The 23,389-nt window shown below is 52.4% G+C and carries 20 protein-coding genes and 1 tRNA gene; 9 read left to right on the plus strand and 12 right to left on the minus strand.

What is annotated here, in order from left to right:
• Window positions 1-126: 126 nt before the first annotated feature.
• The gene (gene mmuM, locus FOY96_RS17230) at window positions 127-1,059 is read right to left on the minus strand and encodes a homocysteine S-methyltransferase (protein WP_094935823.1); all 933 of its coding nucleotides are present in this window, start codon (window positions 1,057-1,059) and stop codon (window positions 127-129) included.
• Window positions 1,046-2,446, minus strand: coding sequence for an S-methylmethionine permease (gene mmuP / locus FOY96_RS17235; RefSeq protein WP_143347490.1), 1,401 nt, complete (start codon window positions 2,444-2,446; stop codon window positions 1,046-1,048). Before mmuP ends, mmuM begins: the two co-directional genes overlap by 14 nt.
• A gap of 362 nt (window positions 2,447-2,808) precedes the next feature.
• Between mmuP and FOY96_RS17240 the strand changes: the two genes are divergently transcribed.
• Window positions 2,809-3,918: an AI-2E family transporter gene (locus FOY96_RS17240; RefSeq protein WP_033144729.1), complete on the plus strand. Its 1,110-nt coding sequence runs from the start codon at window positions 2,809-2,811 to the stop codon at window positions 3,916-3,918.
• Window positions 3,919-4,038: 120 nt separating this feature from the next.
• Window positions 4,039-5,823: a diguanylate cyclase gene (locus FOY96_RS17245; protein WP_058842175.1), complete on the plus strand. Its 1,785-nt coding sequence runs from the start codon at window positions 4,039-4,041 to the stop codon at window positions 5,821-5,823.
• On the opposite strand, the gene FOY96_RS17250 is transcribed toward FOY96_RS17245, so the two are convergent.
• Window positions 5,820-6,113, minus strand: coding sequence for a hypothetical protein (locus FOY96_RS17250; protein WP_143347491.1), 294 nt, complete (start codon window positions 6,111-6,113; stop codon window positions 5,820-5,822). The genes FOY96_RS17245 and FOY96_RS17250 overlap by 4 nt on opposite strands.
• Before the next feature lie 365 nt (window positions 6,114-6,478).
• On the opposite strand from FOY96_RS17250, the gene FOY96_RS17255 reads away from it, so the two are divergent.
• The 5 genes from FOY96_RS17255 to catA all read left to right on the plus strand — a co-directional run bounded on the left by FOY96_RS17255 (window position 6,479) and on the right by catA (window position 11,721).
• Window positions 6,479-7,552 carry a catalase family peroxidase gene (locus tag FOY96_RS17255; RefSeq protein WP_047061213.1) on the plus strand — a complete coding sequence of 358 codons (1,074 nt, stop codon included), beginning with the start codon at window positions 6,479-6,481 and terminating at the stop codon, window positions 7,550-7,552.
• The gene (locus tag FOY96_RS17260) at window positions 7,549-8,136 is read left to right on the plus strand and encodes a cytochrome b (protein ID WP_045143162.1); all 588 of its coding nucleotides are present in this window, start codon (window positions 7,549-7,551) and stop codon (window positions 8,134-8,136) included. Before FOY96_RS17255 ends, FOY96_RS17260 begins: the two co-directional genes overlap by 4 nt.
• A gap of 400 nt (window positions 8,137-8,536) precedes the next feature.
• Window positions 8,537-9,031, plus strand: coding sequence for a putative pterin-binding protein (locus FOY96_RS17265; RefSeq protein ID WP_039263874.1), 495 nt, complete (start codon window positions 8,537-8,539; stop codon window positions 9,029-9,031).
• 17 nt (window positions 9,032-9,048) lie between these two features.
• Window positions 9,049-10,980, plus strand: a complete 1,932-nt coding sequence (locus tag FOY96_RS17270) for a putative bifunctional diguanylate cyclase/phosphodiesterase (protein WP_143347492.1) — start codon at window positions 9,049-9,051, stop codon at window positions 10,978-10,980.
• A gap of 63 nt (window positions 10,981-11,043) precedes the next feature.
• Window positions 11,044-11,721, plus strand: coding sequence for a type A chloramphenicol O-acetyltransferase (gene catA / locus FOY96_RS17275; RefSeq protein WP_143347493.1), 678 nt, complete (start codon window positions 11,044-11,046; stop codon window positions 11,719-11,721).
• 150 nt (window positions 11,722-11,871) lie between these two features.
• Here the strand turns inward: catA and FOY96_RS17280 are convergent, their stop codons facing one another.
• The 5 genes from FOY96_RS17280 to proB all read right to left on the minus strand — a co-directional run bounded on the left by FOY96_RS17280 (window position 11,872) and on the right by proB (window position 16,700).
• Window positions 11,872-12,465, minus strand: coding sequence for a hypothetical protein (locus tag FOY96_RS17280; protein ID WP_269473756.1), 594 nt, complete (start codon window positions 12,463-12,465; stop codon window positions 11,872-11,874).
• Window positions 12,449-13,372 carry a hypothetical protein gene (locus FOY96_RS17285; protein WP_143347495.1) on the minus strand — a complete coding sequence of 308 codons (924 nt, stop codon included), beginning with the start codon at window positions 13,370-13,372 and terminating at the stop codon, window positions 12,449-12,451. Before FOY96_RS17285 ends, FOY96_RS17280 begins: the two co-directional genes overlap by 17 nt.
• 772 nt (window positions 13,373-14,144) lie before the next feature.
• Window positions 14,145-14,220, minus strand: a tRNA-Thr gene (locus FOY96_RS17290).
• 111 nt (window positions 14,221-14,331) lie between these two features.
• Window positions 14,332-15,585, minus strand: coding sequence for a glutamate-5-semialdehyde dehydrogenase (gene proA / locus FOY96_RS17295; RefSeq protein ID WP_143347496.1), 1,254 nt, complete (start codon window positions 15,583-15,585; stop codon window positions 14,332-14,334).
• A gap of 11 nt (window positions 15,586-15,596) precedes the next feature.
• Window positions 15,597-16,700, minus strand: coding sequence for a glutamate 5-kinase (gene proB, locus FOY96_RS17300; protein ID WP_143347497.1), 1,104 nt, complete (start codon window positions 16,698-16,700; stop codon window positions 15,597-15,599).
• Window positions 16,701-17,004: 304 nt separating this feature from the next.
• Here proB and phoE point away from each other — a divergent pair, with 304 nt between their 5' ends.
• Window positions 17,005-18,057, plus strand: coding sequence for a phosphoporin PhoE (phoE, locus tag FOY96_RS17305; protein WP_033144705.1), 1,053 nt, complete (start codon window positions 17,005-17,007; stop codon window positions 18,055-18,057).
• A 107-nt stretch (window positions 18,058-18,164) separates the two neighbouring features.
• Here phoE and crl read toward each other — a convergent pair whose 3' ends face one another.
• The 3 genes from crl to gpt form a co-directional block, all read right to left on the minus strand.
• Entirely contained in the window at window positions 18,165-18,566 is a 402-nt protein-coding gene (gene crl, locus FOY96_RS17310) for a sigma factor-binding protein Crl (protein ID WP_023310506.1), read from the minus strand.
• Window positions 18,567-18,623: 57 nt separating this feature from the next.
• The gene (frsA, locus tag FOY96_RS17315; RefSeq protein WP_109846588.1) at window positions 18,624-19,868 is read right to left on the minus strand and encodes an esterase FrsA; all 1,245 of its coding nucleotides are present in this window, start codon (window positions 19,866-19,868) and stop codon (window positions 18,624-18,626) included.
• A gap of 104 nt (window positions 19,869-19,972) precedes the next feature.
• Window positions 19,973-20,431: a xanthine phosphoribosyltransferase gene (gpt, locus tag FOY96_RS17320; protein WP_010427903.1), complete on the minus strand. Its 459-nt coding sequence runs from the start codon at window positions 20,429-20,431 to the stop codon at window positions 19,973-19,975.
• A gap of 260 nt (window positions 20,432-20,691) precedes the next feature.
• Here gpt and pepD point away from each other — a divergent pair, with 260 nt between their 5' ends.
• The gene (gene pepD, locus FOY96_RS17325; protein ID WP_143347498.1) at window positions 20,692-22,149 is read left to right on the plus strand and encodes a cytosol nonspecific dipeptidase; all 1,458 of its coding nucleotides are present in this window, start codon (window positions 20,692-20,694) and stop codon (window positions 22,147-22,149) included.
• A 77-nt stretch (window positions 22,150-22,226) separates the two neighbouring features.
• Here pepD and dinB read toward each other — a convergent pair whose 3' ends face one another.
• Entirely contained in the window at window positions 22,227-23,285 is a 1,059-nt protein-coding gene (gene dinB / locus FOY96_RS17330) for a DNA polymerase IV (protein WP_023334616.1), read from the minus strand.
• Window positions 23,286-23,389: the final 104 nt, after the last annotated feature.

Here is a 23,389-nt window from a genome sequence, read left to right on the forward strand (position 1 = left end):
CCGTCCGTGGAGGTATTATTATGTGGGGATCCCTCAGCCCCGTGGGAGAGGATCAGGGTGAGGGCATCAGGCGCACAAACCTTAGATGTAGGCCGGGTAAGGCGTAGCCGCCACCCGGCAAAGCACTCAGCGCTGCGCGTTCAGCTCAGCAATGTCTTTCGGCGTGGTGCGACAGCATCCGCCAATCAGCTTCGCGCCGGCTTCCAACCACTGCGGCAGATACCCTACCAGCGTCTCGCACGCTTCACCGTGGTGGTGCCAGGTTTTGGTTACCGCATCATAATGCTCGCCCGAGTTCGGATAGACCACCAGCGGCAGCGTCGTCAGGCTTTGCAGATGCTTCAGCGCTGCCGTAGTGTTTTCCAGGGCGATGCAGTTAATGCCCAGCGCGACAATCTGCGGAGAGTTTGCCAGCGCGCTGACCACCTCGCGCAGCGGCGTGCCGTCGCTCAGGTGTTCGCTGTCGCGCAGGGTAAAGGAGAACCACGCCCGGGCGCGGGGGTACCCGGCCAGAAGCGCCGCCAGCGCCTTGATCTCCACAAACGAAGGCAGCGTTTCGCAGGCCAGCAGGTCAGCGCCCGCATCCAGCAGCGCTTCCACGCGCGGGCGGTGGAAGGCAGTAAACTCCCCGGCGCTGCGCACGTAGTCGCCGCGATATTCTGAGCCATCCGCCAGATACGCGCCATACGGCCCAACGGATCCCGCCACCAGCAGCGTGCCCGCGTGCGGGTTTTCGGCCAGATACGCTTCGCGCGCCTTACGCGCCAGCTCCACGCTTTTACCGATCAGCGCGCGGGACTGCGCCTCGTCCAGACCGCGCGCCGCAAAGCCCGCAGGCGTGGCCTGATAGCTGGCGGTGATCGCCACCTGTGCCCCCGCGCGGTAGTAATCGAGATGCACTTCGCGAATGAGTTCCGGGTTTTCCACCAGCACTTTGGCTGACCAGAGGCTGTCTGCCAGGTTACAGCCGCGCGCTTCCAGCTCCGTCGCCATCGCGCCATCCAGCACCACAAACGGCTGTTTTTCAAGGATGGCGGTAAGCGGGTTATTCTGCGACATGTTCAGGCTCCTGCGATGTCATATTTCGGGTCAGGTAGTACGCACCATAACACAGGGCGACAAACGGAAGCCCGCAATAAAGGGCAATGCGCTGGCTCGGGTCAAACCACAGGCCGACACAGGCCACCACGCAGAGGATAAAACCGAGCACCGGCACCAGCGGATACCACGGCGCGCGATACTGCAGCGCAGAGAGCGGCTGGCCGGGCTGCAGATGACGGCGACGGAAAACGAAGTGCGACGCGCAGATGCTGATCCACACCGCCACCACCGCAAAGCCAGAAATCGCCGAGAGCGCGACAAACACCGTGTCCGGGGCCACGACGCTGGAGAACAGCGCCAGCACGCCGCCGAGCATAGAGACCGAGAGCGCCGTCAGCGGCACGCCGTTTTTGTTCACGCGGGCAAAGCAGCGCGGCAGCGTTTTCTCATTCGACAGCGACCACAGCATGCGCCCGGAAGCGTACAGGCCCGAGTTCGCCGCCGAGAGGATCGCCGTCAGGATCACGAAGTTAACGATGTCAGCCGCGTAAGGAATACCGACCTTTTCAAACACCAGCACGAACGGGCTCTTTTCCACGCCCGCCTGCTGCATCGGGATCAGCGCCGCCAGCACAAACACGGTGCCGATAAAGAAGATAATCAGGCGCGCAATGGTGGTGCGGATCGCAACCGGAATCACCTTGTGCGGATTTTCCGTTTCGCCCGCCGCGATACCGATGAGCTCCGTCCCGGAGAAGGCAAAGTTCACCGCCACCATGGTCATCAGGATCGGCAGGCCGCCGTGCGGGAACCAGCCTTCGGCAGTGATGTTGCTTAAGCCCGGCGCGGGGGAACCGTCCTGCATCGGGATAAAGCCAAAGACCGCCGCCCCGCCAAGGATAATAAAGGCGATGATGGTGATGACTTTCACCAGGGAGAACCAGAATTCGCCTTCCGCAAAGAAGCGCGTCGAGATGACGTTCAGGCCAAAAATCACCACGCAGAAGACCACGCACCACGCCCAGACGGGCACCTGCGGGAACCAGTACTGCATGCAAAAGCCCGCGGCGGTGAAGCTCGAGCCAAGCGCCACCGTCCAGGTGAGCCAGTAGAGCCACGCCACGGTGTAGCCCGTCGCCGGGCCAAGATAGCGGGCGGCATAGACGTGGAACGCGCCGGTTTCCGGCATCGCCACGGAAAGCTCGCCCAGACACTGCATCACCAGCCAGACCACCAGCGCGCCTATCAGGTACGCCAGCAACGTGCCCGCCGCCCCGGTCGTTGAAATGATGTATCCGGTATTGAAGAATAACCCTGTCCCAATCACGCCACCCAGCGAGAGCATAATCAGGTGGCGTGTTTTCATGGTGCGCTTAAGCTGCCCATTTTCTTGTTGTGTTTGCATATTACCTTCTATACGTATGGACATCTAAACATCCAAAGAAGGTGTGTTATACCGCGATTGTTAATAAAAAGCTAGATGACCAGACGCAAACGGGCGCGCCGCGCGCTGAGTCTGGGGTGGGTTGTGAGGATCACATAGAGAATCGGACGCCAGGCCATAAGCACCTCCGCAAGCAGATACTTACAGCATGGTGCGGGAAGCGGCGAACTTCGGTCAGTCGAAAGTGGTATCCGCGAAGAGCGGATTCATACCGCAACACTGCCCGCAGGACGGGTAAGGCGCAGCCGCTACCCGGTACAGGGTTGGTAATTCTCACAATCAGTTCTATAGTCGACACAGTTTCTTAGTAACAGGACTGACTGATGCGCTTTAACGGACTGACCAAAGGTTTCTTCATTTTTATTCTCGCCCTCGTCACCTGGGCCTTCTTCGACATACTGTCGCCCTACTTCTCCGCGATACTGTGGGCCGCCATTCTGACCGTCATCTTTAACCCGGTAAAAAACAGGCTGCGCGCCGCGCTGGGGGATCGCAACGGGCTTGCCTCGCTGTTGACCATTGGCATTATCTGCCTGATCGTCTTTATACCGTTGATGGTTATCCTCTCCTCGCTCGCCATTGAGCTGAACGTGGTTTACACGAAGCTTCAGGAGAACAACACCCAGTTTCCGGAAGTGGTGGCGAGCATCTTCAACCATCTGCCTGACTGGGCCAGCGGCTTCCTGGCGGATCACAACCTCACCAACGCGGCGCAGATCCAGAAAAAACTCTCTGATGTCGCCCTGCAGGGCGGGCAATATCTCGCCGGCAGCGCGTTCCTGATTGGCAAGGGCACGTTTGGCTTTGCGATTAGCTTCGGCATCATGCTTTATCTGCTGTTCTTCCTGCTGAAAGACGGCCCGTATCTGGTGCGCCAGATCCTCGACTCCCTGCCGCTGTCTGATTTCGCCAAGCAACACCTGTTCGCCAAATTCGTCGGCGTGTCGCGTGCCACGGTAAAAGGAACGGCGGCGGTAGCGGTGGTTCAGGGCATCCTCGGCGGGATTGCGTTTGCTATTGCCGGTATTGACGGCAGCGTGCTCTGGGGCGCGCTGATGGCCTTCCTCTCGCTGGTGCCCGCCATCGGCTCGGCGATTGTCTGGGTTCCCGCCGCCATCTTCCTGTTCGCCACCCATCAGCTTTGGCAAGGGCTGTTTATTGTCGGCTTCTTCGTGATTATCGTCGGGCTGGTGGACAATATCCTGCGCCCGCTGCTGGTCGGGAAAGACACCAAAATGCCGGACTATCTGATTCTGATCTCCACCCTCGGCGGCATGGAGCTGTACGGCATCAACGGCTTTGTGATTGGGCCGCTCATTGCCGCGCTGTTTATCGCCTGCTGGAACCTCTTCTCAGGGCGCGATCACGAAGGTAACGCCGAAGAGCTGGACCCCGACTTCATCGAAGAAGGAAAAAATCCTCCAGAATTGTGAGGATGTGACGATATAGACCACACCAGGCGGCGCTGTGCCGCCTTTTTTTTCGCCTTAAATCAAACGTTTTCTATAATTTGAAAGAACGCCATCCTACTCATGTCGTAAAAGGATCATCAGGTGCGAATCGCAACGATAACAAACTGGGCCTATGGTGCCACGGTCTGCCTGACCATCGCCTCCGGCATCATCATGCTGATGGCGTCCAGCGCTGATACCCTCGAGCGTCAGGCCGTTGAACAACGGCAGAAATTTGATCAGCTAACGGAAGATATCGAAACCGATATCTGGGCCCAGTCTGATTTAGCACGGCTGTACGTCATTAAAAAAGATCCTCAGGTTCTCAAGGAATATGACCAGGCGGAAAACAGCCTGAAGAGCATCGAGCTTCGGCTGGAAAAGTTGCAGGATAACGGCGCATCGGATGAAGAACTGGCCCTGCTGCATGAAGGAATAAAGATCGTCGATGAGCTGCAGGACGAACAGCAAACCGCCCTTTCCAGCCTTGAGCGAGGAGAAGACGCGCAGGCCGTTGCGCTACTCTACGGTGCGCCCTATGAGCAGGAGCTGGAGCGCGCGCAGAGCCAGCTCGATCACTTCCGCCAGATACTCGACAAACGCGTCATCGCCTCCGTTCAGGACGCGACAAAAAAATCGAAAGCGCTGCGTACGGCCTCTGAGCTGATGGTCGGCCTGACCGCCCTGCTGTTCCTGTTTGTTCTCGGCTTTATATTAAAGCGCCGCGTGCTGCGCCCCGTGGTGCGCCTGAGCGACGTGGTGCACCGCCTGGCATCCCAGGATTACGCAGTTGAAACGCCCAATTTCAACCAGATTGATGAGATTGGCGACATGGCTCAGGCCATCCGCATCTTCCGCGAAAACGGCCTGGCGCGACAGCGTCTGGAAAGAGAACGCGATGCCGACTGGGCCATCCGCGAGCTGCTGGCGCGCATGACCCAGCGGCTGCAGGGGTGTGAGAACTTTAACGATGTGATTAACGTGGCGGAGCTGTTTGCGCCTAATATCGCGCCGGGGATCGCGGGGCGACTTTACGTCCTTGACCGGGAGCCATGGCAGATGCGCTGCGTCGCACACTGGCTTTCACCGGTTGGGGAAGAGACGAGCTTCCACCCGGACGAGTGCTGGGCCGTGCGCCGCGGGCAGAGCCACCCGCCGGTAAACGGTGAGCCGGATATCGCCTGCTACCATCTTCCGGCATCGCAAGCTGAAAGCTCGCTGTGCGTGCCGCTTATCGCCCAGGGCGAGGCCATTGGCCTGCTCTCCTTCCAGAATATTACGGCGGACAACGCCCCTTCCCGCGCCTATCTGGAGCTGATGGCCGAAGCGCTCGGGCTGGCGCTGGCCAACCAGCGTCTGCGCGACGCGTTGCTGGAAAAAGCCTTGTTCGACCCGCTCACCGGCCTGCGTAATCGTCATCATCTGGAAGATACCCTGCAAACCCAAACGGCACAGGCGTTGCGTACCGGCGAGCCGTTAAGCTGCATGATGATCGACATCGATCACTTCAAGAGCATCAATGACCGCTTCGGCCATGAAGCGGGCGATCAGGTGATTAAAAGCGTGGCGTCAATTGTTCAGCGGGCCGCACATGACAACGGACTCGCATTCCGCTACGGGGGCGAGGAGTTTCTGGTCCTGCTTCCCGGTGCCGATGAACCAGAGGCGCACGCCTGCGCGCAGAAGATTTACAATAGCGTGCATGAGCTGTCGCTTCGCTACGGGCTGACCGAGATTGGGCCGGTGGATGTGTCGATTGGCATTGCCAGCTACCCGCAACATGCCCAGACTGACAACCTGCTGCGCGCCGCGGATGTGGCCTTGTACCGGGCGAAAGAGCTGGGCCGCGCGCGGATTGTGAGCTTTGGGATGCTGGAGGCGGGTTAGCTATTTTTTTCACGCCACTGCTTTACCATCTCATCCGTAACTTCATTTTTATAACAAATGGGAGCATAGCCTCCCGCTTTACTCCATGCGCTGCGTCTGCCGCAGGCGCTTCCGTTTCTGGCCCGGTTAAAAGGACAGGCGCATACTCCGGGATAAGATGCGATCGACTCTGCAATAACGTTCTCTTTAACCTGTTCACTGGAAACTGAACTGTTTTTTGCCATAGCGATGTCCGCAACAAAAAAGCAGCACACAGCGCAAAGCACCATCAAGAATGGTCTTTTTTTCATTTTTTGATTCGTTTTAAGGAAGGGTGTGCACACGATAAGCGGCGAATGAAAGAGATAATCTGATTTACATCAATGAATCTAATTCGTCAGGAACAACAAACCTTACACGTTCTCGCTTGAGAAATAGAAAACTTTAAATTACATATTTCGTCGCTATTTCTCAGTAAGAACCTGTCCTGCCACAATTACCGTTGTGATAAGTAGCCCTCCTTTGTGACGGCGAAAAGGTTTAAACTTTTCGTGATATTCTTTCTTTACGCCCCTTAATTTTTATACTCAAACCATATTCGCCACTGTATTAACACATGTCACGCGCAATACGTTGTGCATGACATGTGAAGATATTTTGTTATGGAAAAACGTCTATGTCGAAACTGGATTTGAGATCCAAAAAAACCTGGGGCGCGCTGGCATCGATCGCCGTTGTCGCCGGTACGCTGGCATTTGCTTTTGCATGGACGGCGGGCTGGCTTGGTTCACGCACGGTCAGCCAGGCACTGGTGGGTGAAACACCGAAACCCTTCCCGCCGGGTTTTCGCCGCGCGCATGGAAAAGGCATCTGCTTTGCTGGCACCTTTACGCCAAACGGCTCGGCAAATTCTCTTTCAACCTCCCGCCTCTTCTCACAGCAGGAAGTGCCCGTGGTGGGCCGATTCTCTATTGGTACTGGCGATCCCCATGCCCCGGATAGTACGACCAAAACCCTGAGCATGGCGCTGCTGCTGAAGACAGATGACAAGCAGCAATGGCGAATGGCGATGAACAACGAGCCTTTCTTCGCCACGCACAGTCCGGAAGGTTTTCTGGCCTTGCGAAAAGCCACGGCTGTCGATGCAGCCACTGGCAAACCGGATCCACAGCGTCTCGCAGACTTTTTGAAAGCGTACCCGGAGGCGGAGAAATACCTTAAATGGGCGGCACAAAAACCCGCGCCCGGCAGCTTCGCGGGCGCGACGTTTTACAGCATTAACGCCTTTTATCTTGTGAACTCGCAGGGAGATCGCCAGGCCGTTCGCTGGATGATGCGTCCGCACGAGCCTTTCCTTTCTATGAGCGATGAACAACGACAGAAAGCCGATGACAACTTCCTGTTCGAAAACCTGCGTCAGCGCCTGGCGCAGAAGCCACTCTATTGGGATTACGTTTTGCAGCTCGCACAGCGGGGCGATCCGGTGGATGATCCTTCCCAGCCATGGCCGGACGATCGCAAACAGATGGTTGCCGGCACGCTGGAAGTGACGCGTGTCGAAGCACAATCCGAGGGCGCGTGCCGCGACGTTAACTTTGACCCTTCGATTGTTCCTGCAGGCGTTGCAGTGTCTGATGATCCCATCTTAAACGCCCGTTCCGCTGCCTATTCCCACTCTTTCAGTCGCCGTGAGCGGGAAATCGGCTACGGCAAGGCCACCGAAGCTGTGCAAAAGCAGGAGGTAAAATGAGCTCGAATAAAGATATGCGAGAGCACGCGCCGCAGCATTTCAATATCCTGGCGCGAAGCCTGCATTGGCTGATGGCGGTGATGATCCTGGCCATGCTTTTCATCGGTGCCGCAATGATGACGTCGTTACATCACCGGATTTGGTTAATCGACCTGCACCGGCCGCTGGGTGTCGCCATTTTACTGCTGGCACTGGTGCGTCTGGTCAACCGGCTCCTTAGCCGGACGCCCCCACTTCCTGCTGATTTGCCCGTCTGGCAGGTGCTTGCAGCAAAGGCATCACACTGGATGCTGTATGGGTTAATGCTGGCAATGCCGCTGCTGGGCTGGGCGCAACTGTCGGCAGCCGGGCTGCCGATTGTGATGTTTAGTGGCGTCAACCTGCCGGCGATTGCCCCGAACAGCCCAGCACTGTATGCCTGGTGTCACGACGCCCATAGCCTTCTGGCAAAGTTGCTTTTTGCTGTGGTGCTGGTCCATATCTCTGCCGCACTCGTTCATGCGTGGATCTACCGGGACGCAGTGTTTTCCAGCATGGCGAAAGGCGGGAAGTCGGCGTCAGCCATCCAGGATGACATGAAGTAAGGCAAGCGATATGGGACACGCACCATCAGAATGGTCGTGTTCTCGCTTATCGTCGTCATCCTGAAACAACGGACACAACCGGGGTGCGTATTTAGTCTCCAGATTCGCGCCCCAAAAAGCCAAGGACATCCTAAAATTGTCGCGGAAGTTAATATCCATCAATTAAAGCGGTTATTTTTTAAACAGAAGAGCATTTATGCCCGCAATTTTAGCTTTTATCAAAAAGTTAAGCGTCGCTCTAGTATCAAACACCCTGTCACCCGCAACACCTAACCCATTGATTAAAATGGGTTTATATCAACAAAAACGATAAAACCCCTTACTCCTCAACAAAATATATAAACTCGTGTGATATCTAAATTATAATTCTTATACTTATGTTCAAAAGGTGGAGGTCAAAATGCGATTAACCCTACTGCTGTTATGCTGTCTCGTACAAAGTGTAACCTGGGCTGGCGACCTGCCAAAACCAGTTGGTAAACCCATTTTAACGATTTACGGTAATATAGAAAATACCAATGAAAATGGAAAAGCAGTGTTTGATCTCGCCAGCCTTGAAAAACTCGGAGTAGTGAGTTTCGAGACGACATCTCCCTGGTATAATGGTCGTACGAAGTTTGAGGGTGTTCCAATGAACAAACTCATGGAGTATGTGGGTGCGAAGGGAACTAACGTTAATGTTATTGCGCTCAATGATTACTCTACCGTGATCCCTCTCAGTGACTTTAAAAAATACAACGCCATACTTGCCTTAAAGGTCAATGGCGAATATATGCGCATCCGCGATAAAGGCCCATCGTTCATTGTATACCCCTATGACAGTCTTCCTGAGTTGAATAATCAGATTTATTACTCACGATCAGCATGGCAGGTTAGCAAAATGAAGATTGAGTAGTCGTTCAGGAGAACATAATGAACAGGATACTGGTTGGTATCATTTTTTCTCTTTTTATCACGACAGGATATATTGCATTCCTTGTTTACGATCGCCAGCAGGAATTGCAAAAACTGACTCAATACACTGAGTCCTGGTCCGTGGCACAACTGGTATCAGAGTATTACCGTTTTGAATCATGGCTTGGTCTATACGCAACCGATACCGATGACGTTACGATAGACCAGGTCCGCATGCGTCTTGAAATTATGCTAAGCCAGAGCGATTTAATGAAAGGGGGTGATTTAGGTCGCTATATTGACAGTGATAAAGCGCATCAGGAGCTCGCTTTGCGCTTAGAGAAAATACTGGCCTATCTGGATAGCCATCTTGAAAAAATGAGCCACCCAGAGCTACAGGCATACCTGACAAATATGCATGACCTTGATGCGCCACTGAGCCAGCTTTCAGCAACGGCATTGACGAAAGATATTAACACGGTTAATGAATCCAACCATAAAATACAGATTCTTTATTATATTTATTCGGTGCTTTCATTATTACTGGTGATATTAAGCTTTATTCTGGGTTTCTTAATGATCTACCAGAATAAAAACATTCTCAAAGCGCACATGCAGGTTAAAAGCCTTGCTGACGAGCTTCAGATATCAAAAGAAACGCTGCAAATTCAGAACTCGAAGCTGGAATATGATGTTTATCATGACTCCCTCACCGGCATGAAAAACCGCCTTTTCTTCTGGGACGATCTCAACAAAATTAATCTTCAGGCAGATAAAAACCACATCCCCGTCACGGTGATGTTATTTGATTTAGACCGCTTCAAAGAGGTCAACGATACCTATGGCCATGATGCCGGAGATTTGCTGTTGAATCAGGTATCCAGACGCCTCACCTCAATGAGCAGCGCCACTGATACGTTTTACCGTTTGGGCGGAGACGAGTTTGCCCTGCTTTCCAGTGGCCTCACTGAAGCAGCCGCCGTTTCGCGCGCCAAAGAAATCAGCGAACATATCAGCCAGCCCTATACAATTAATAACCAGCTGATAAAAATCGCCACCTGTGTGGGGATCGTTTTATCTGATAATGAACGGCGCTCTGACTACCTTTATAAATTTGCCGATCTGGCACTCTACGAAGCCAAAAAAGAGGGTTCACAGCAGATAAAAGTTTTCCGTCAGTGGATGCTGCAAAAGTTACAGGAAAGCAGAACCCTTGAACATGATATGGCACTGGCGATCGATAACCATGAATTCGTTGTTTATTACCAGCCTATTGTCGATTCATTCAGCAATGAAATTTACGGCTATGAAGCGCTTATTCGCTGGATACACCCGGTGAAGGGGATGCTGTCACCCGATTACTTTATTTCCGTCGCTGAGAAAACGGGGATGATCAACCAGATCGGCAAAACCGTGCTGGAGCTTGCCTGCCGGGAAGCGGTTTCCTGGGCGGTTCCGGCAAGGATCTCTGTGAACGTCTCACCCGTTCAGCTGGGCACGAAATCCTTTACGGCAATGGTACAGTCCATCCTGAAGGAGACAGGACTTCCGGCGAACCGTCTTGAATTAGAGGTTACGGAGTCATCGCTCTTCAGCGACAGCAACACGCCGATCACTATTCTCAAAAAGCTGAGAACGCTGGGTGTAAGAATTTCAATCGATGATTTCGGGACAGGTTATTCGTCGCTCTCACGTCTGAGTGAACTGAATTTTGATAAAATTAAAATCGACAAATCCTTTGTGAACCCGATATCCACGCAGGATGATGCCCTTAATATCGTTAAATTGATAACCGGCATGGCGAAGAGCCTCAATATGAGGGTCATTGCAGAAGGTGTTGAAACCGAAGCGCAGCTCGAACGTCTTCAGGCGCTAGGCTGCGATCTCGTGCAGGGATATCTGTTCGGAAAACCACAGGCTGAGATTGACAGGAAGATTAGATACGGTTGAAATGGTTGCGCGGCTTTTTCTGGCCCAAAACCCTTTAATCGATTGATAATCAAAGGTTAAACAATGAAAAAAACAGCCCCGGAATATACGCCTGTTGATTTATCTCGTTGGGCCAGGAAGGAGCATTTTGAAGTATTCCAGTCATTTGCTGAGTGTACAATTAACCAAACGGTTCTGATCGACATCACCGCACTGCGAAAACATATCAAAGAGGTCGGCTGGAAGTTTTACCCGACGATTATTTTCCTCCTCTCTAAAATCATGAACCGGCATCCGGAATTCCGTATGGCCATGAAGGATAATGAGCTTGTCATATGGAATGAAATTCATCCCAGCTATACCATTTTCCACCCTGAAACAGAGACCTTTTCATCATTGTGGAGCCACTTCGACGGCAATATTCAGCACTTCCAGAATACGTATGCGGAAGACGTTGCCCGCTATGGCAATAACCTTTCTTACTGGCCGAAGGAAGAGTCCCGGGAAAATGTCTTTTTCGTATCGTCTATTCCCTGGGTAACGTTTACGAACTTTACGATGAACATTGCGCACATGAAGAACTTCTTTTCCCCTATGTTCACGTTTGGAAAATACTACGAGCAGGATGGGAAAGTGTTGTTGCCCATGGCGGTACAGGTACATCACTCGGTGTGCGATGGTTTCCATGTGGCAAGGATGTTTAATGAGCTGCAGGAGATGTGTGATGGTTTGCCGGAGCTGTCAGAGGGGCTAAATAGCTGATACGCCGAAGGCAATTTTAAAAGAAGGTGCGATAATAGGAACAAAAAAAAGCATAATCAATTGAAATTAAACGCCTTTCTATGCCTGATTTGTTCACCTGCCCCCAAATGTGCCCCTACTTAGTCCATGCCTAAATGGTAGGGGCATAGCTCATTTAGGTTTATTTTTCTGCTCAAGTGTCAGCCAAACCTTAATGTTACAGCGTATAAGTATCAGGCAGTTCAGGAGGAAGAGGACAGTCAAAAGAGCAAGGTACATACAAAATAGAGCTGTATATGAATTATCATAAAAGCCAAGTGTAAACTGTATAACAGCTGTAATAATCGATAACCATATCGAAACGTTAAGGAAGACTGATAGAACATTCAAAGGAGCATAGTATTCAGATGCCTTAATCATATCATCAGTAAAATTTCTAATCTGCTGACTTTTGAAATCTATATAATTCTTTTTATATGCTTCTGAATCAAAAAGTTTATCTTTAAGATTTACTATAACAAAAGTGTGCAATGACAACAAAAAAGACCCAACAGAAATGAAGCCTGAAAAAAGATACCCTCTGATTTTTGACTCATAATAATTAAAGAAAGTAGTATCTTTCTCTAGGGTAATACTGAATCCATACTTATAATGGAGAAATACAATGCCACAGACTAGAATTATTGATAAAATAAAAATACCCAGCATTTGTTTAAAAATACTAGCCATAGGGAACTGAGCTATATATCTAATTAAAGAGCGCACGATACTCCCCCTCATTTATTTCCCTTTTGAGCTCAACAAGTATCTCATTCTCATGGAAATTTTCCACTGTCAAGCCATCAATCCTATGAGCTAAATCTTCGAACTCACACTCTCCTAATCTTTTAGGACAATTTAATATAGAAATAGTTCGCTCTATATCATCACTATCTACAGTGCTAACGCTTCCTTTTTTGAAACCCACATTTCCAGCAAGCTCAACGACACCTTGGGTTAGTCTATCAATATTAGATTGCTCAGAATCCGTTATATTAAAAGATACTTTAACCTCGCGCGAACTTCTTTGTAGTGCAACTGCATGCCCAACAGCGAATTGCTGAGCATCGAACAACATTTCTATTTTCTTAACCTTAGCATATTCAGCCAGCACAGTAGGTATATCTCTATTATCTATTAAAATAGATGTAGAAAGTCTTCCTGCATATTCCCTTTTACCCTTAGCCTCAGCTTTTTCACGCCCCAATGCTAGATTATCAACAATGTAATTAGAAATTTTATCCGCTTTCAATGCATTGAATTTATTACGAAGCAAAGCAAACAAGATATGTATACTGCAAGAGTTATGATAGTACTCGTAAAGGCCTTTCAAAGAGTTTTTCTTAACAACAAAAAAATTAAAATCAATCAACTTTTCATCATCAAGAATATCAGCCGTGTGGATAGTAAATTGTCCATCCTGAAATCTTGCTCTACAATCTCTTCGCTGATCCTTAAAGGATAATACTACACCTGAAAAAAACACATCATCTTCATGGAAAAGGAAAAATCGCTCCCCTCCCTCAAACCCCATTCTTTCTCCATTAAATGAGATCAAGTAATTAATGAAATCCGAAAAGCGAATTGTTTTATTTTTATTAGTTAAAGAAATTCCAATTCGTCTGACTTTCATCTTAAATCCTTTCTACTGTGAGGAAACCATAAAGCTAATAGTTTCAATGGTAAATTAGTAACTTTATTATTCAATATTACAGCCTGAGATTACTTCAAACTTAGCCGGATTTGAAGTTTTTTCCAGAAGGCCTGAAGAAGATAAAAAGAAGCGAAGTGACATAATCAAACTCGTAACCCGCGTTTAAAGCACGCTCTAAGCCCACAGAACAATTACATACCTATCAAAACAAAATACGCCCCCTTAACCAAACCCAGCTCGATAGGCTCTCTCGCCGCACACAAAAATCGCACTACACCGCACCCGCCTGCGGTTTTCAGATCGCAAAAATTTTTCAGTTGGGATTTTTTACAAATGATAGCGCCAGACCGCGCCACAACTGGGGATATACAGCGAGCAGGGAACTGAAAAAAGTGAAAAGAATTTCAGCTTTTTTCAGTTTAGCTTTACTCCAACATCTTCATCAATTGAGTTAAGATATTGATAGTAAAGAGATATAAAATTTTAGGTGAGATTTTTTATGTTAACTAACGGTACACTTAAAATTTAACAAACTGATTCTTATATACACTTTTTCTTAAGCAGCTGAAATTTAATGAACCGAAGCCGGGAAAATTTCAGTAACTCCCGGCGAGCCGTTCACTGGCTCTCTTTGGCTGCCAGTAGGAGTTCTAATGCTTTTTGTCGCTCGTCCGGTGGCAGAGCATCCATTAGCTCTTTAATCCGTCCCTGGCCGCGCAAAGCGTGGGATTAATCGTGTGTGAATTGAGGATGGTGCCGATAATAGGAGTCGAACCTACGACCTTCGCATTACGAATGCGCTGCTCTACCAACTGAGCTATATCGGCCCTGAGAGGCCGGTTACGAGCGTAACCACGGGGCAAAAGGTTAGATCTAACCGGGTGATGCGTCAATGCCCTTTTGAATCAAACGGCTATTTTTGCATCACCCGTGATTATTTACGCACGAATCGTATCGTCGCCAAAGCCGATCCACTTGTACGTGGTCAACGCTTCCAGCCCCATCGGGCCGCGCGCGTGCAGTTTCTGCGTGCTGACCGCCACCTCAGCGCCGAGGCCGAACTGGCCACCGTCGGTGAAGCGGGTGGAGGCATTCACATATACTGCTGAAGAATCCACTTCGTTCACGAAGCGATCGGCATTGCGCAAGGTGCGCGTCAGGATCGCGTCAGAATGCTGCGTCCCGTGTTCACGGATGTGCGCAATGGCGTCGTCGAGATCGGCAACGATTTTCACGTTTAGATCCAGTGACAGGAACTCGTCGTCGTACTGCTCCACTTTTACGGGAACAACGTTAGCCGGGCCATCCTGAAGCAGTGCGAGCGCGCTGGCGTCAGCATGCAGCGTCACGCCGCTCTCTGCCATCTGTTTGCTCAGGGCCGGCAGGAAGCTGTTCGCAATATCCTGATGCACCAGCAGCGTTTCTACGGTGTTACAGGTGCTTGGACGCTGGGTTTTCGCGTTAACGATAATCTTCAGCGCCGGTTCAATCTCCGCGCTGTCATCCACCACGATATGGCACACGCCGATACCGCCGGTGATCACCGGGATCGTCGACTGCTCGCGGCACAGCTTGTGCAGGCCCGCGCCACCGCGTGGGATCAGCATGTCGATGTATTTGTCCATGCGCAGCATTTCGTTGACCAGCGCGCGGTCTGGGCTCTCGATCGCCTGTACGGCCCCCGCCGGTAAGCCACACTCTTCCAGCGCCTGCTGAATGACTTTCACCGTCGCGGCGTTGGTGCGCCAGGTCTCTTTCCCACCGCGCAGAATAGCGGCGTTACCGGTTTTCAGGCACAGGGAGGCGACATCCACCGTCACGTTTGGACGGGCTTCATAAATAACGCCAATGACGCCGAGCGGCACGCGACGGCGCTCCAGGCGTAAACCGCTGTCGAGCAGCCCGCCGTCGATCACCTGCCCTACCGGGTCGGCCAGATTACAGACCTGACGCACATCGTCGGCGATGCCTTTCAGGCGTGCTGGCGTCAGCGCCAGACGGTCGAGCATCGCTTCGCTCAAGCCGTTACGACGGGCTTCCAGCAGATCCTGCTCGTTGGAGAGCAAAATTTCCTGAGACTGGGATTCCAGATAATCAGCGATTTTTTCCAGCACGCGGTTTTTCTCGCGGCTGGAAAGGAGCGCCAGTTTGTAAGAGGCAGCCTTCGCGGCAGCGCCCATTTGTTCCAGCATGTTCTGGCTCCTTAACGAATAATCATGTCATCGCGATGCACGGCAACCGGGCCATATTCATAGCCCAGAATGGCGTCGATCTGCTGCGAGTGGTGACCCGCGATGCGGCGCAGCGCGTCGCTGTTGTAACGGCTTACGCCGTGGGCGATGTCGCGGCCTTCGAGGTTACGGATACGGATCACTTCACCACGGGAGAAGTTGCCTGTCACGCTTTTAATTCCTTTAGGAAGCAATGAACTTCCTCGTTCCAGAATCGCGGCGGTTGCCCCTTCATCGACAACGAGTTCGCCAGCAGGAGGCGCGCCAAATATCCAGCGCTTGCGGTTTTCCAGCGGGGATTCCTGGGCGTGGAAGCGGGTGCCGACGGAGATGCCTTCCATTACGTCGCCAATCACGCCAGGGCGGCTGCCCGCTGCAATGATGGTGTCGATACCGGCGCGGCACGCGACGTCAGCGGCCTGCAGCTTGGTCCCCATTCCGCCCGTTCCGAGGCCTGAAACGCTGTCACCGGCGATGGCGCGCAGCGCATCGTCGATGCCTTGAACGTCGGTAATCAGCTCGGCTTCCGGATTCGAGCGCGGGTCGGCGGTAAACAGCCCCTGCTGATCGGTCAGAAGCAGTAATTTATCGGCACCGGCCAGAATCCCAGCCAGCGCCGAGAGGTTATCGTTATCACCCACTTTGATTTCAGCGGTAGCAACGGCATCGTTCTCGTTAATGACCGGAACAATGTTGTTGTCCAGCAGCGCGCGCAGAGTATCGCGGGCGTTCAGGAAGCGCTCTCTGTCTTCCATATCCGCACGCGTCAGCAGCATCTGCCCGACGTGAATACCATATATGGAGAACAGCTGTTCCCAGAGTTGAATGAGTCGGCTTTGCCCCACGGCGGCCAGCAGCTGTTTGGAAGCGATCGTCGCGGGGAGTTCGGGGTAACCCAGGTGTTCACGCCCGGCGGCAATCGCCCCGGAGGTCACAATCACAATACGATGCCCTGCGGCATGTAGCTGAGCGCACTGACGTACAAGCTCAACAATGTGGGCGCGATTTAGGCGGCGCGATCCGCCTGTTAAAACACTGGTACCGAGTTTTACCACCAGCGTCTGGCTGTCACTCATGATTCTCTGCCGTTCAACGATAAGGGAAAGTAATGTCGAACGAACGTTTTAACAGGAGTCAGCCCCGTTGCCAACTGCCTTAGCACATCGCGAAACACTTTGTTGCGCGGGATCAGGAAGCCTAGCGGGAAATTTTGACAATTTTATTACCGAAATAATAAATCACAGTTTTTTAAAATTATTCTTAGTTTGTCATAAAAGTTTCATTCCAGAACGATAAAACCCTTCCTGTTTTTTCACGGGACTTAAGCATGAGCTTATCGTCCAGCGAATTTTTTAGCGCGTTTATAAGACAGGATCGAAAATGAAAAAGAGCACTCTGGCATTAATGGTTATGGGCGTAGTGGCTTCTGCATCCGTTCACGCAGCTGAAGTTTATAATAAAGATGGTAATAAACTGGACGTGTACGGCAAAGTGAAAGCCATGCACTACATCAGTGATGATGCCACCAAAGATGGCGATCAGACTTACGTTCGTTTCGGTTTTAAAGGCGAAACGCAGATTAACGATCAGCTGACGGGCTATGGCCGTTGGGAATCTGAATTTGCAGGTAACAAAGCCGAGAGCGACTCTACTCAGAAAACGCGTCTGGCGTTTGCGGGCCTGAAGCTGAAAAACTTTGGTTCACTGGATTATGGTCGTAACCTGGGCGCCCTGTATGACGTCGAAGCATGGACCGATATGTTCCCTGAGTTCGGCGGCGACTCTTCCGCGCAGACCGATAACTTCATGACCAAGCGTGCTACCGGCCTGGCCACCTACCGTAACACCGATTTCTTCGGCGCGGTTGACGGTCTGGACATGACGCTGCAGTACCAGGGCAAAAACGAAAACCGTGACGCCAAAAAACAGAACGGTGACGGTTTTGGTACCTCTCTGACCTATGACTTCGGCGGCAGCGATTTCGCCGTCAGCGGCGCCTACACCAACTCTGACCGCACCAATGCTCAGAACCTGCTGGCACGTGGCCAGGGTCAGAAAGCAGAAGCCTGGGCAACCGGTCTGAAATATGATGCGAACGATATTTATCTGGCTGCAATGTATTCTGAAACCCGCAATATGACGCCAATTTCCGGCGGCTTTGCAAATAAAGCGCAGAACTTTGAAGTTGTCGCACAATATCAGTTCGACTTTGGTCTGCGCCCGTCCCTGGGCTATGTCCAGTCTAAAGGCAAAGATATCGAAGGTATTGGCGACGAAGATCTGGTGAAATATATTGACGTTGGCGCGACCTATTACTTCAACAAAAATATGTCCACCTTTGTTGATTATAAAATCAACCAGATTGACGACAAAAATAAACTGGGCGTGAGCAGCGATGACATCGTTGCTGTAGGTATGACCTACCAGTTCTGATGATGTGAAATAAAAAAACCGGCTTGATGCCGGTTTTTTTTGTCGGGGATTCTTGCGGTCTGGTGCCCTCACCCCGACCCTCTCCCACGGGGAGAGGGAGAAGACCATCAGGCAGTCAGCTTCACCGCTTCGCTGGAAAAGTCATCCGCCGGTTCGAACTTGAGATCCAGGGTAGCCAGCAGTGCGCGTGCCTTATCGTGAAACTCTTTTAGCGTATATTCCAGGCGGTCAATAACTTCCTGATCTTTAATCGTGGTCGCCTGCCAGTTGCCGTCTTTATTAAACAGGCCAAACTGGTAGCTATACGTAAAGCGTTTTTCCTCTGCTTCCATTTCCATCCACCAGCCCCAGAATTCACGTTTTTCGGGTGCAGGCTTCACGTTGACGCATACAGCCAGGCAGTCGAAAAAAAAGCGATTCTCTTCACACTGCTCTTCTCGAATATACGGGCCGAGAGCCATAAACTTCTTAATCAGTCTACTTTTCGGGTGTCCACTCGGTAACGTCATTGCGATCTCCTTTTGTGAAGCCACTGTTTTACCAAACCAGCGAAATTTAGCAATCTATTAACACAATCTCTGAGCGATCCAGCGCGTAATCTCTTTCAGCGATTTGTCGAAATTCTGATAGACCGGGCTGAACGGCACCTCAAGCAATTTGCCATCCGCAGATGACGAAGTGATTAATCGCGACTCTTCTTCCGGGCTGAACGGATCGTTTTTCCAGAACCCTGACAGCATCGGCGTTGGGCAGCGACGTCCCAGCAATCCCTGCGTTTTTAACGAGTAGCGATTGAGCTCAACGCGCAGCGCTTCGTCTGATGCATCATGCATGCCAAGGCGACTGGCCAGCACATCAAGGTACATTTCAGGTACGCTCCCCTGGCGGGCAGGATCGCTGAGCAGAGCGTGTACGACCGGGCCGAGGCAGGCGACGGCTTTCAGACGAGAAGATTCAAGGTAAGCCAGACGCACCGCGACGTTCGCGCCGAAACGGAAGCCGAATGCCGCCACGCGCGTGTGGTCAACCCACGGAATGTTTTCCAGCGCTTTGAGCGCATGCTGGTGCAGCAGGCTCGAATCCTGAGTCAGTTTCCATTTGGATGAGAAACCAATTGAAGGCATATCAAGCGTCAGCATCGCGATCCCTTTTGGTGCGAAGTAGCGCTCATACAGGCTGTAATAATCAATTTGCAGCGAATCCAGCCCGCCGCACATGAGGACGGTCGGGAACGGGCCGTCGCCTTCCGGCATATGCAGGAACCCGGTGACGGGTGCGCCACCTGGAATGCTGAACTCAAGCTCGCGCATTTGACCCGGCAAACGCTGCGCCGCCTCTTCATAAGCACGGTTCGCCAGCGCCTGGGCCTGCTCTGCCAGCTCATCACCTTTCAGATGCGGATACGCGGCGATGGCGTAGAGATTGGCCGCATGCAGCCAGTGCTTGCCGCTGCGCGTGGCGTCCTCTTCCTGGCTGGCTTTTTGCTGCCAGAGCATCGCCTGCTTAGACCACTCGTAGATCCAGTTTCCGCCACGGTAGCCCACCACCGTATCGTAAAGCTCGCTGTCGGTCCGTTCAGATTCACTCATCACGATACGTGCCTGCACATCAAGGATTTCACGAGGGTCAATACCGCGCCAGATCCACATCAGGCGGTTAATCATGCGATACCAGTGAGGCACGTTTTTACCGTCTAACGCGGACTGGACGGCAGGCTGGGTACCCGGATTGAAGCGACGCACCAGCGTCGACGTTTCAGGGTGTTTGAAACGGGGTTTGAAGAGAGTCTCGGTGAGATTCGCCTGCGTCATTGCGTTGCCTCCATGAATACGTCGTATAGAGACTATTGTAACGCGTGGCAGGCCAAAAAGAACAACGCCCGACATAGTCGGGCGTGTAAAGTTACGTACTGGTATTAACGGCCTGAAATAGGCGGTACGAAGACCACGCCCATATCCCATGGCTGTTCAATCCAGGTGTCCTGCGGGATATCAATCACGTAATCGTCAACCAGCGGGCGGCCAGCAGGCTTCGCGAAGATAGTGACGAAATGTGCTTTCGGATACATTTCGCGGATAGCGACCGCAGTACCACCGGTATCTACCAGGTCATCAATAACGATGAAACCTTCGCCGTCGCCTTCCGCACGTTTCAGCACGGTCAGCTCGCGCTGGTTGTCATGGTCATAGCTGGAGATGCAAACGGTATCGACATGACGAATACCCAGCTCACGTGCCAGCAGCGCCCCCGGTACCAGACCGCCACGGCTGACGGCAATAATGCCTTTCCACTGTTCGGAAGGCATCAGACGCGCAGCCAGTTTGCGTGCGTGAATCTGCAACATGTCCCAGGTGACGACGTATTTTTCGCTCATGTGAAGTGTCCCAGCCTGTTTTTATACGGCTTAAAAAGTGTTCGAGGGGGAAATAGGTTGCGCGAGATTATAGAGATCTGACGCACTAAAAACCAGTGTTTAGCGCCCTCTGCCTGAGTTTTTACATGCTTTATGCTACCAGCCAGCAGAGAAAGTGGTATTCTCAGTTTCATCTCGCAAGCCTGACTTGTGGTAACTATTAACCTGCTAACCCTGTGACCTGCAACCCTGTTTGCAGCGCCTCGACAAGGAGACTTATCGTGTCTGAACTGTCTCAATTATCTCCGCAGCCGCTGTGGGATATTTTTGCGAAAATCTGCTCCATTCCACACCCTTCCTACCACGAAGAACAGCTTGCCGAACATATTATGGGCTGGGCGAAGGAAAAAGGTCTGCATGCTGAACGTGACCATGTTGGCAACATTCTGATCCGCAAACCGGCTACCGCAGGCATGGAAAACCGCAAACCGGTTGTGCTGCAGGCGCACCTGGACATGGTGCCACAGAAGAACAACGACACCGTTCACGACTTCACCAAAGACCCGATTCAACCGTACATCGACGGCGACTGGGTGAAAGCACGCGGCACCACGCTGGGCGCGGATAACGGCATCGGTATGGCCTCTGCGCTGGCCGTGCTGGCCGACGACAGCGTTGAGCACGGTCCGCTGGAAGTGCTGCTGACCATGACCGAAGAAGCGGGCATGGACGGCGCGTTCGGTCTGCAGGCGAACTGGCTGCAGGCGGACATCCTGATCAACACCGACTCTGAAGAAGAAGGCGAGATCTACATGGGCTGCGCGGGCGGGATTGATTTCATCTCTACCCTGCCGCTGAAGCGCGAAGCGATTCCTGCTGGCTTCCAGACCTTCAAGCTGACGCTGAAAGGGCTGAAAGGCGGCCACTCCGGCGGTGATATTCACCTGGGTCTGGGTAACGCCAACAAGCTGCTGGCGCGCTTCCTGGCAGGCCATGCGGCCGAGCTGGATCTGCGTCTGGTAGACTTCAACGGCGGTACACTGCGTAACGCGATCCCGCGTGAAGCCTTCGCCACCGTAGCGGTTCCAGCGGCAAAAGCGGACGAGCTGAAAAAACTCTCCACCATATACCTGGATATCCTGAAGAACGAACTGTCGGCGAAAGAGAAAAACCTGACCGTGGTGCTGGAATCTGTTTCTACAGATAAAGCCGCGCTGACCGCGCAGTCTCGTGACACCTTCGTTCAGCTGCTGAACGCGACGCCAAACGGCGTGATCCGCAACTCTGACGTGGCGAAAGGCGTGGTGGAAACCTCACTGAACGTGGGCGTGGTGACCATGAGCGACGACAGCGCGGAAATCATCTGCCTGATCCGCTCCCTTATCGACAGCGGTAAAGAGTACGTGGTGAGCATGCTGGAATCTCTGGGCACGCTGGCGGGCGCAAAAACGTCTGCCAAAGGCAGCTACCCGGGCTGGCAGCCGGATGCAAGTTCTCCGGTGATGGCGCTGGTGCGTGAAACCTATCAGCGTCTGTTCAACAGCACGCCGAACATTCAGGTGATCCACGCCGGTCTGGAATGTGGTCTGTTCAAGAAACCGTATCCGGACATGGACATGGTGTCCATCGGGCCAACCATTACCGGTCCGCACTCGCCGGATGAGCAGGTTCATATCGAAAGCGTCGGTCACTACTGGACGCTGCTGACTGAGCTGCTGAAAGCGATCCCAGTTAAGTAATACCCTCACCCCAGCCCTCTCCCTCAGGGAGAGGGTGAAAAACGTAGGCCCGGTAAGCGTAGCGCCACCGGGCTTTTTTACAATCCCAGAACCAGCTGGCGCTCTAGCTGCGGATCCAGCAGCGTAACGTGTAATCCCACCAGCCTCACCCCTCGCCCGCCCCGGCGCTCTTCCCATGCCTTTTTCGCCGTCGCGATAAGATCGTCTTTATTCAGACGCGGCCAGACGTGTTCCTGCGTGGTCTGCTGGAAGTCGTTGAATTTAAGCTTGATGCCCTGACGGGCAATGAGCAGATCCGGCTTCACCTTGCTTAAGCGTCGTTCCAGCTCAGGGTAAAGCTGTTCCGTGATAATGGTTTCGCATTCGGACCAGTCATGAATATCTTCAATGAGGGTGCGCTCAACGCCGACGGATTTACGCAGCCGCTCGCTGTTCACATCGCGATCGTCAATTCCCTGGCTGCGCTCCCACAGCACGCGGCCAAACTTTCCAAAGCGCTTGAGCAGCATGGCGAGATCGCTTCGCTGCACGTCTTCGCAGGTCCGTAGCCCCATGCTTTCCAGCTTTGCGGCGGAGACTTTTCCCACGCCGGGGATTTTGCCGAGCGGCAGCGTTTTCAAAAACGCCGGCACCTCGTCAGGCGTGATGACGTATTGACCGTTGGGCTTATTTAAATCGGAGGCAATTTTGGCGAGGAATTTAACGGGCGCGACGCCCGCCGATGCCGTCAGATTCAGCTCGTTGAAAATCGTCTGGCGGATCTCCTGCGCCATCAGCGTGGCGGAGCCGTGGCAGTGCACGCTGTCGGTCACATCCAGATAGGCTTCGTCCAGCGACAGCGGCTCTATCAGAGAGGTATAGCGGGAGAAGATTTCCCGAATATGGAGGGAAGCCTCTTTATAGGCTTCAAACCGGCCGGGCAGAAGCGTGAGATGAGGGCAAAGCTTTAAGGCCATCGCCGTCGGCATCGCGCTGCGCACGCCAAATTTGCGCGCAGGATAGTTGGCGGTGCTGATGACACCACGCTGAACGCGGCTGCCGCCAATGGCGATGGGAATGTCCCGCAGCGCCGGGTTGTCACGCATCTCCACTGCGGCAAAAAAGCAGTCCATATCGACATGGATTATTTTGCGCATAGTAAGCCCTCACTCATCACTGGATAAGTATACAGTAAACAAATAAGGGTTGAGAAGCAGATGTGAGAACGCCGGGTGGCGGCTTTGCCTTACCCGGCCTGCAA

The sequence above is a fragment of the Enterobacter asburiae genome (assembly GCF_007035645.1).
GTDB classification, from domain to species: domain Bacteria; phylum Pseudomonadota; class Gammaproteobacteria; order Enterobacterales; family Enterobacteriaceae; genus Enterobacter; species Enterobacter asburiae_B.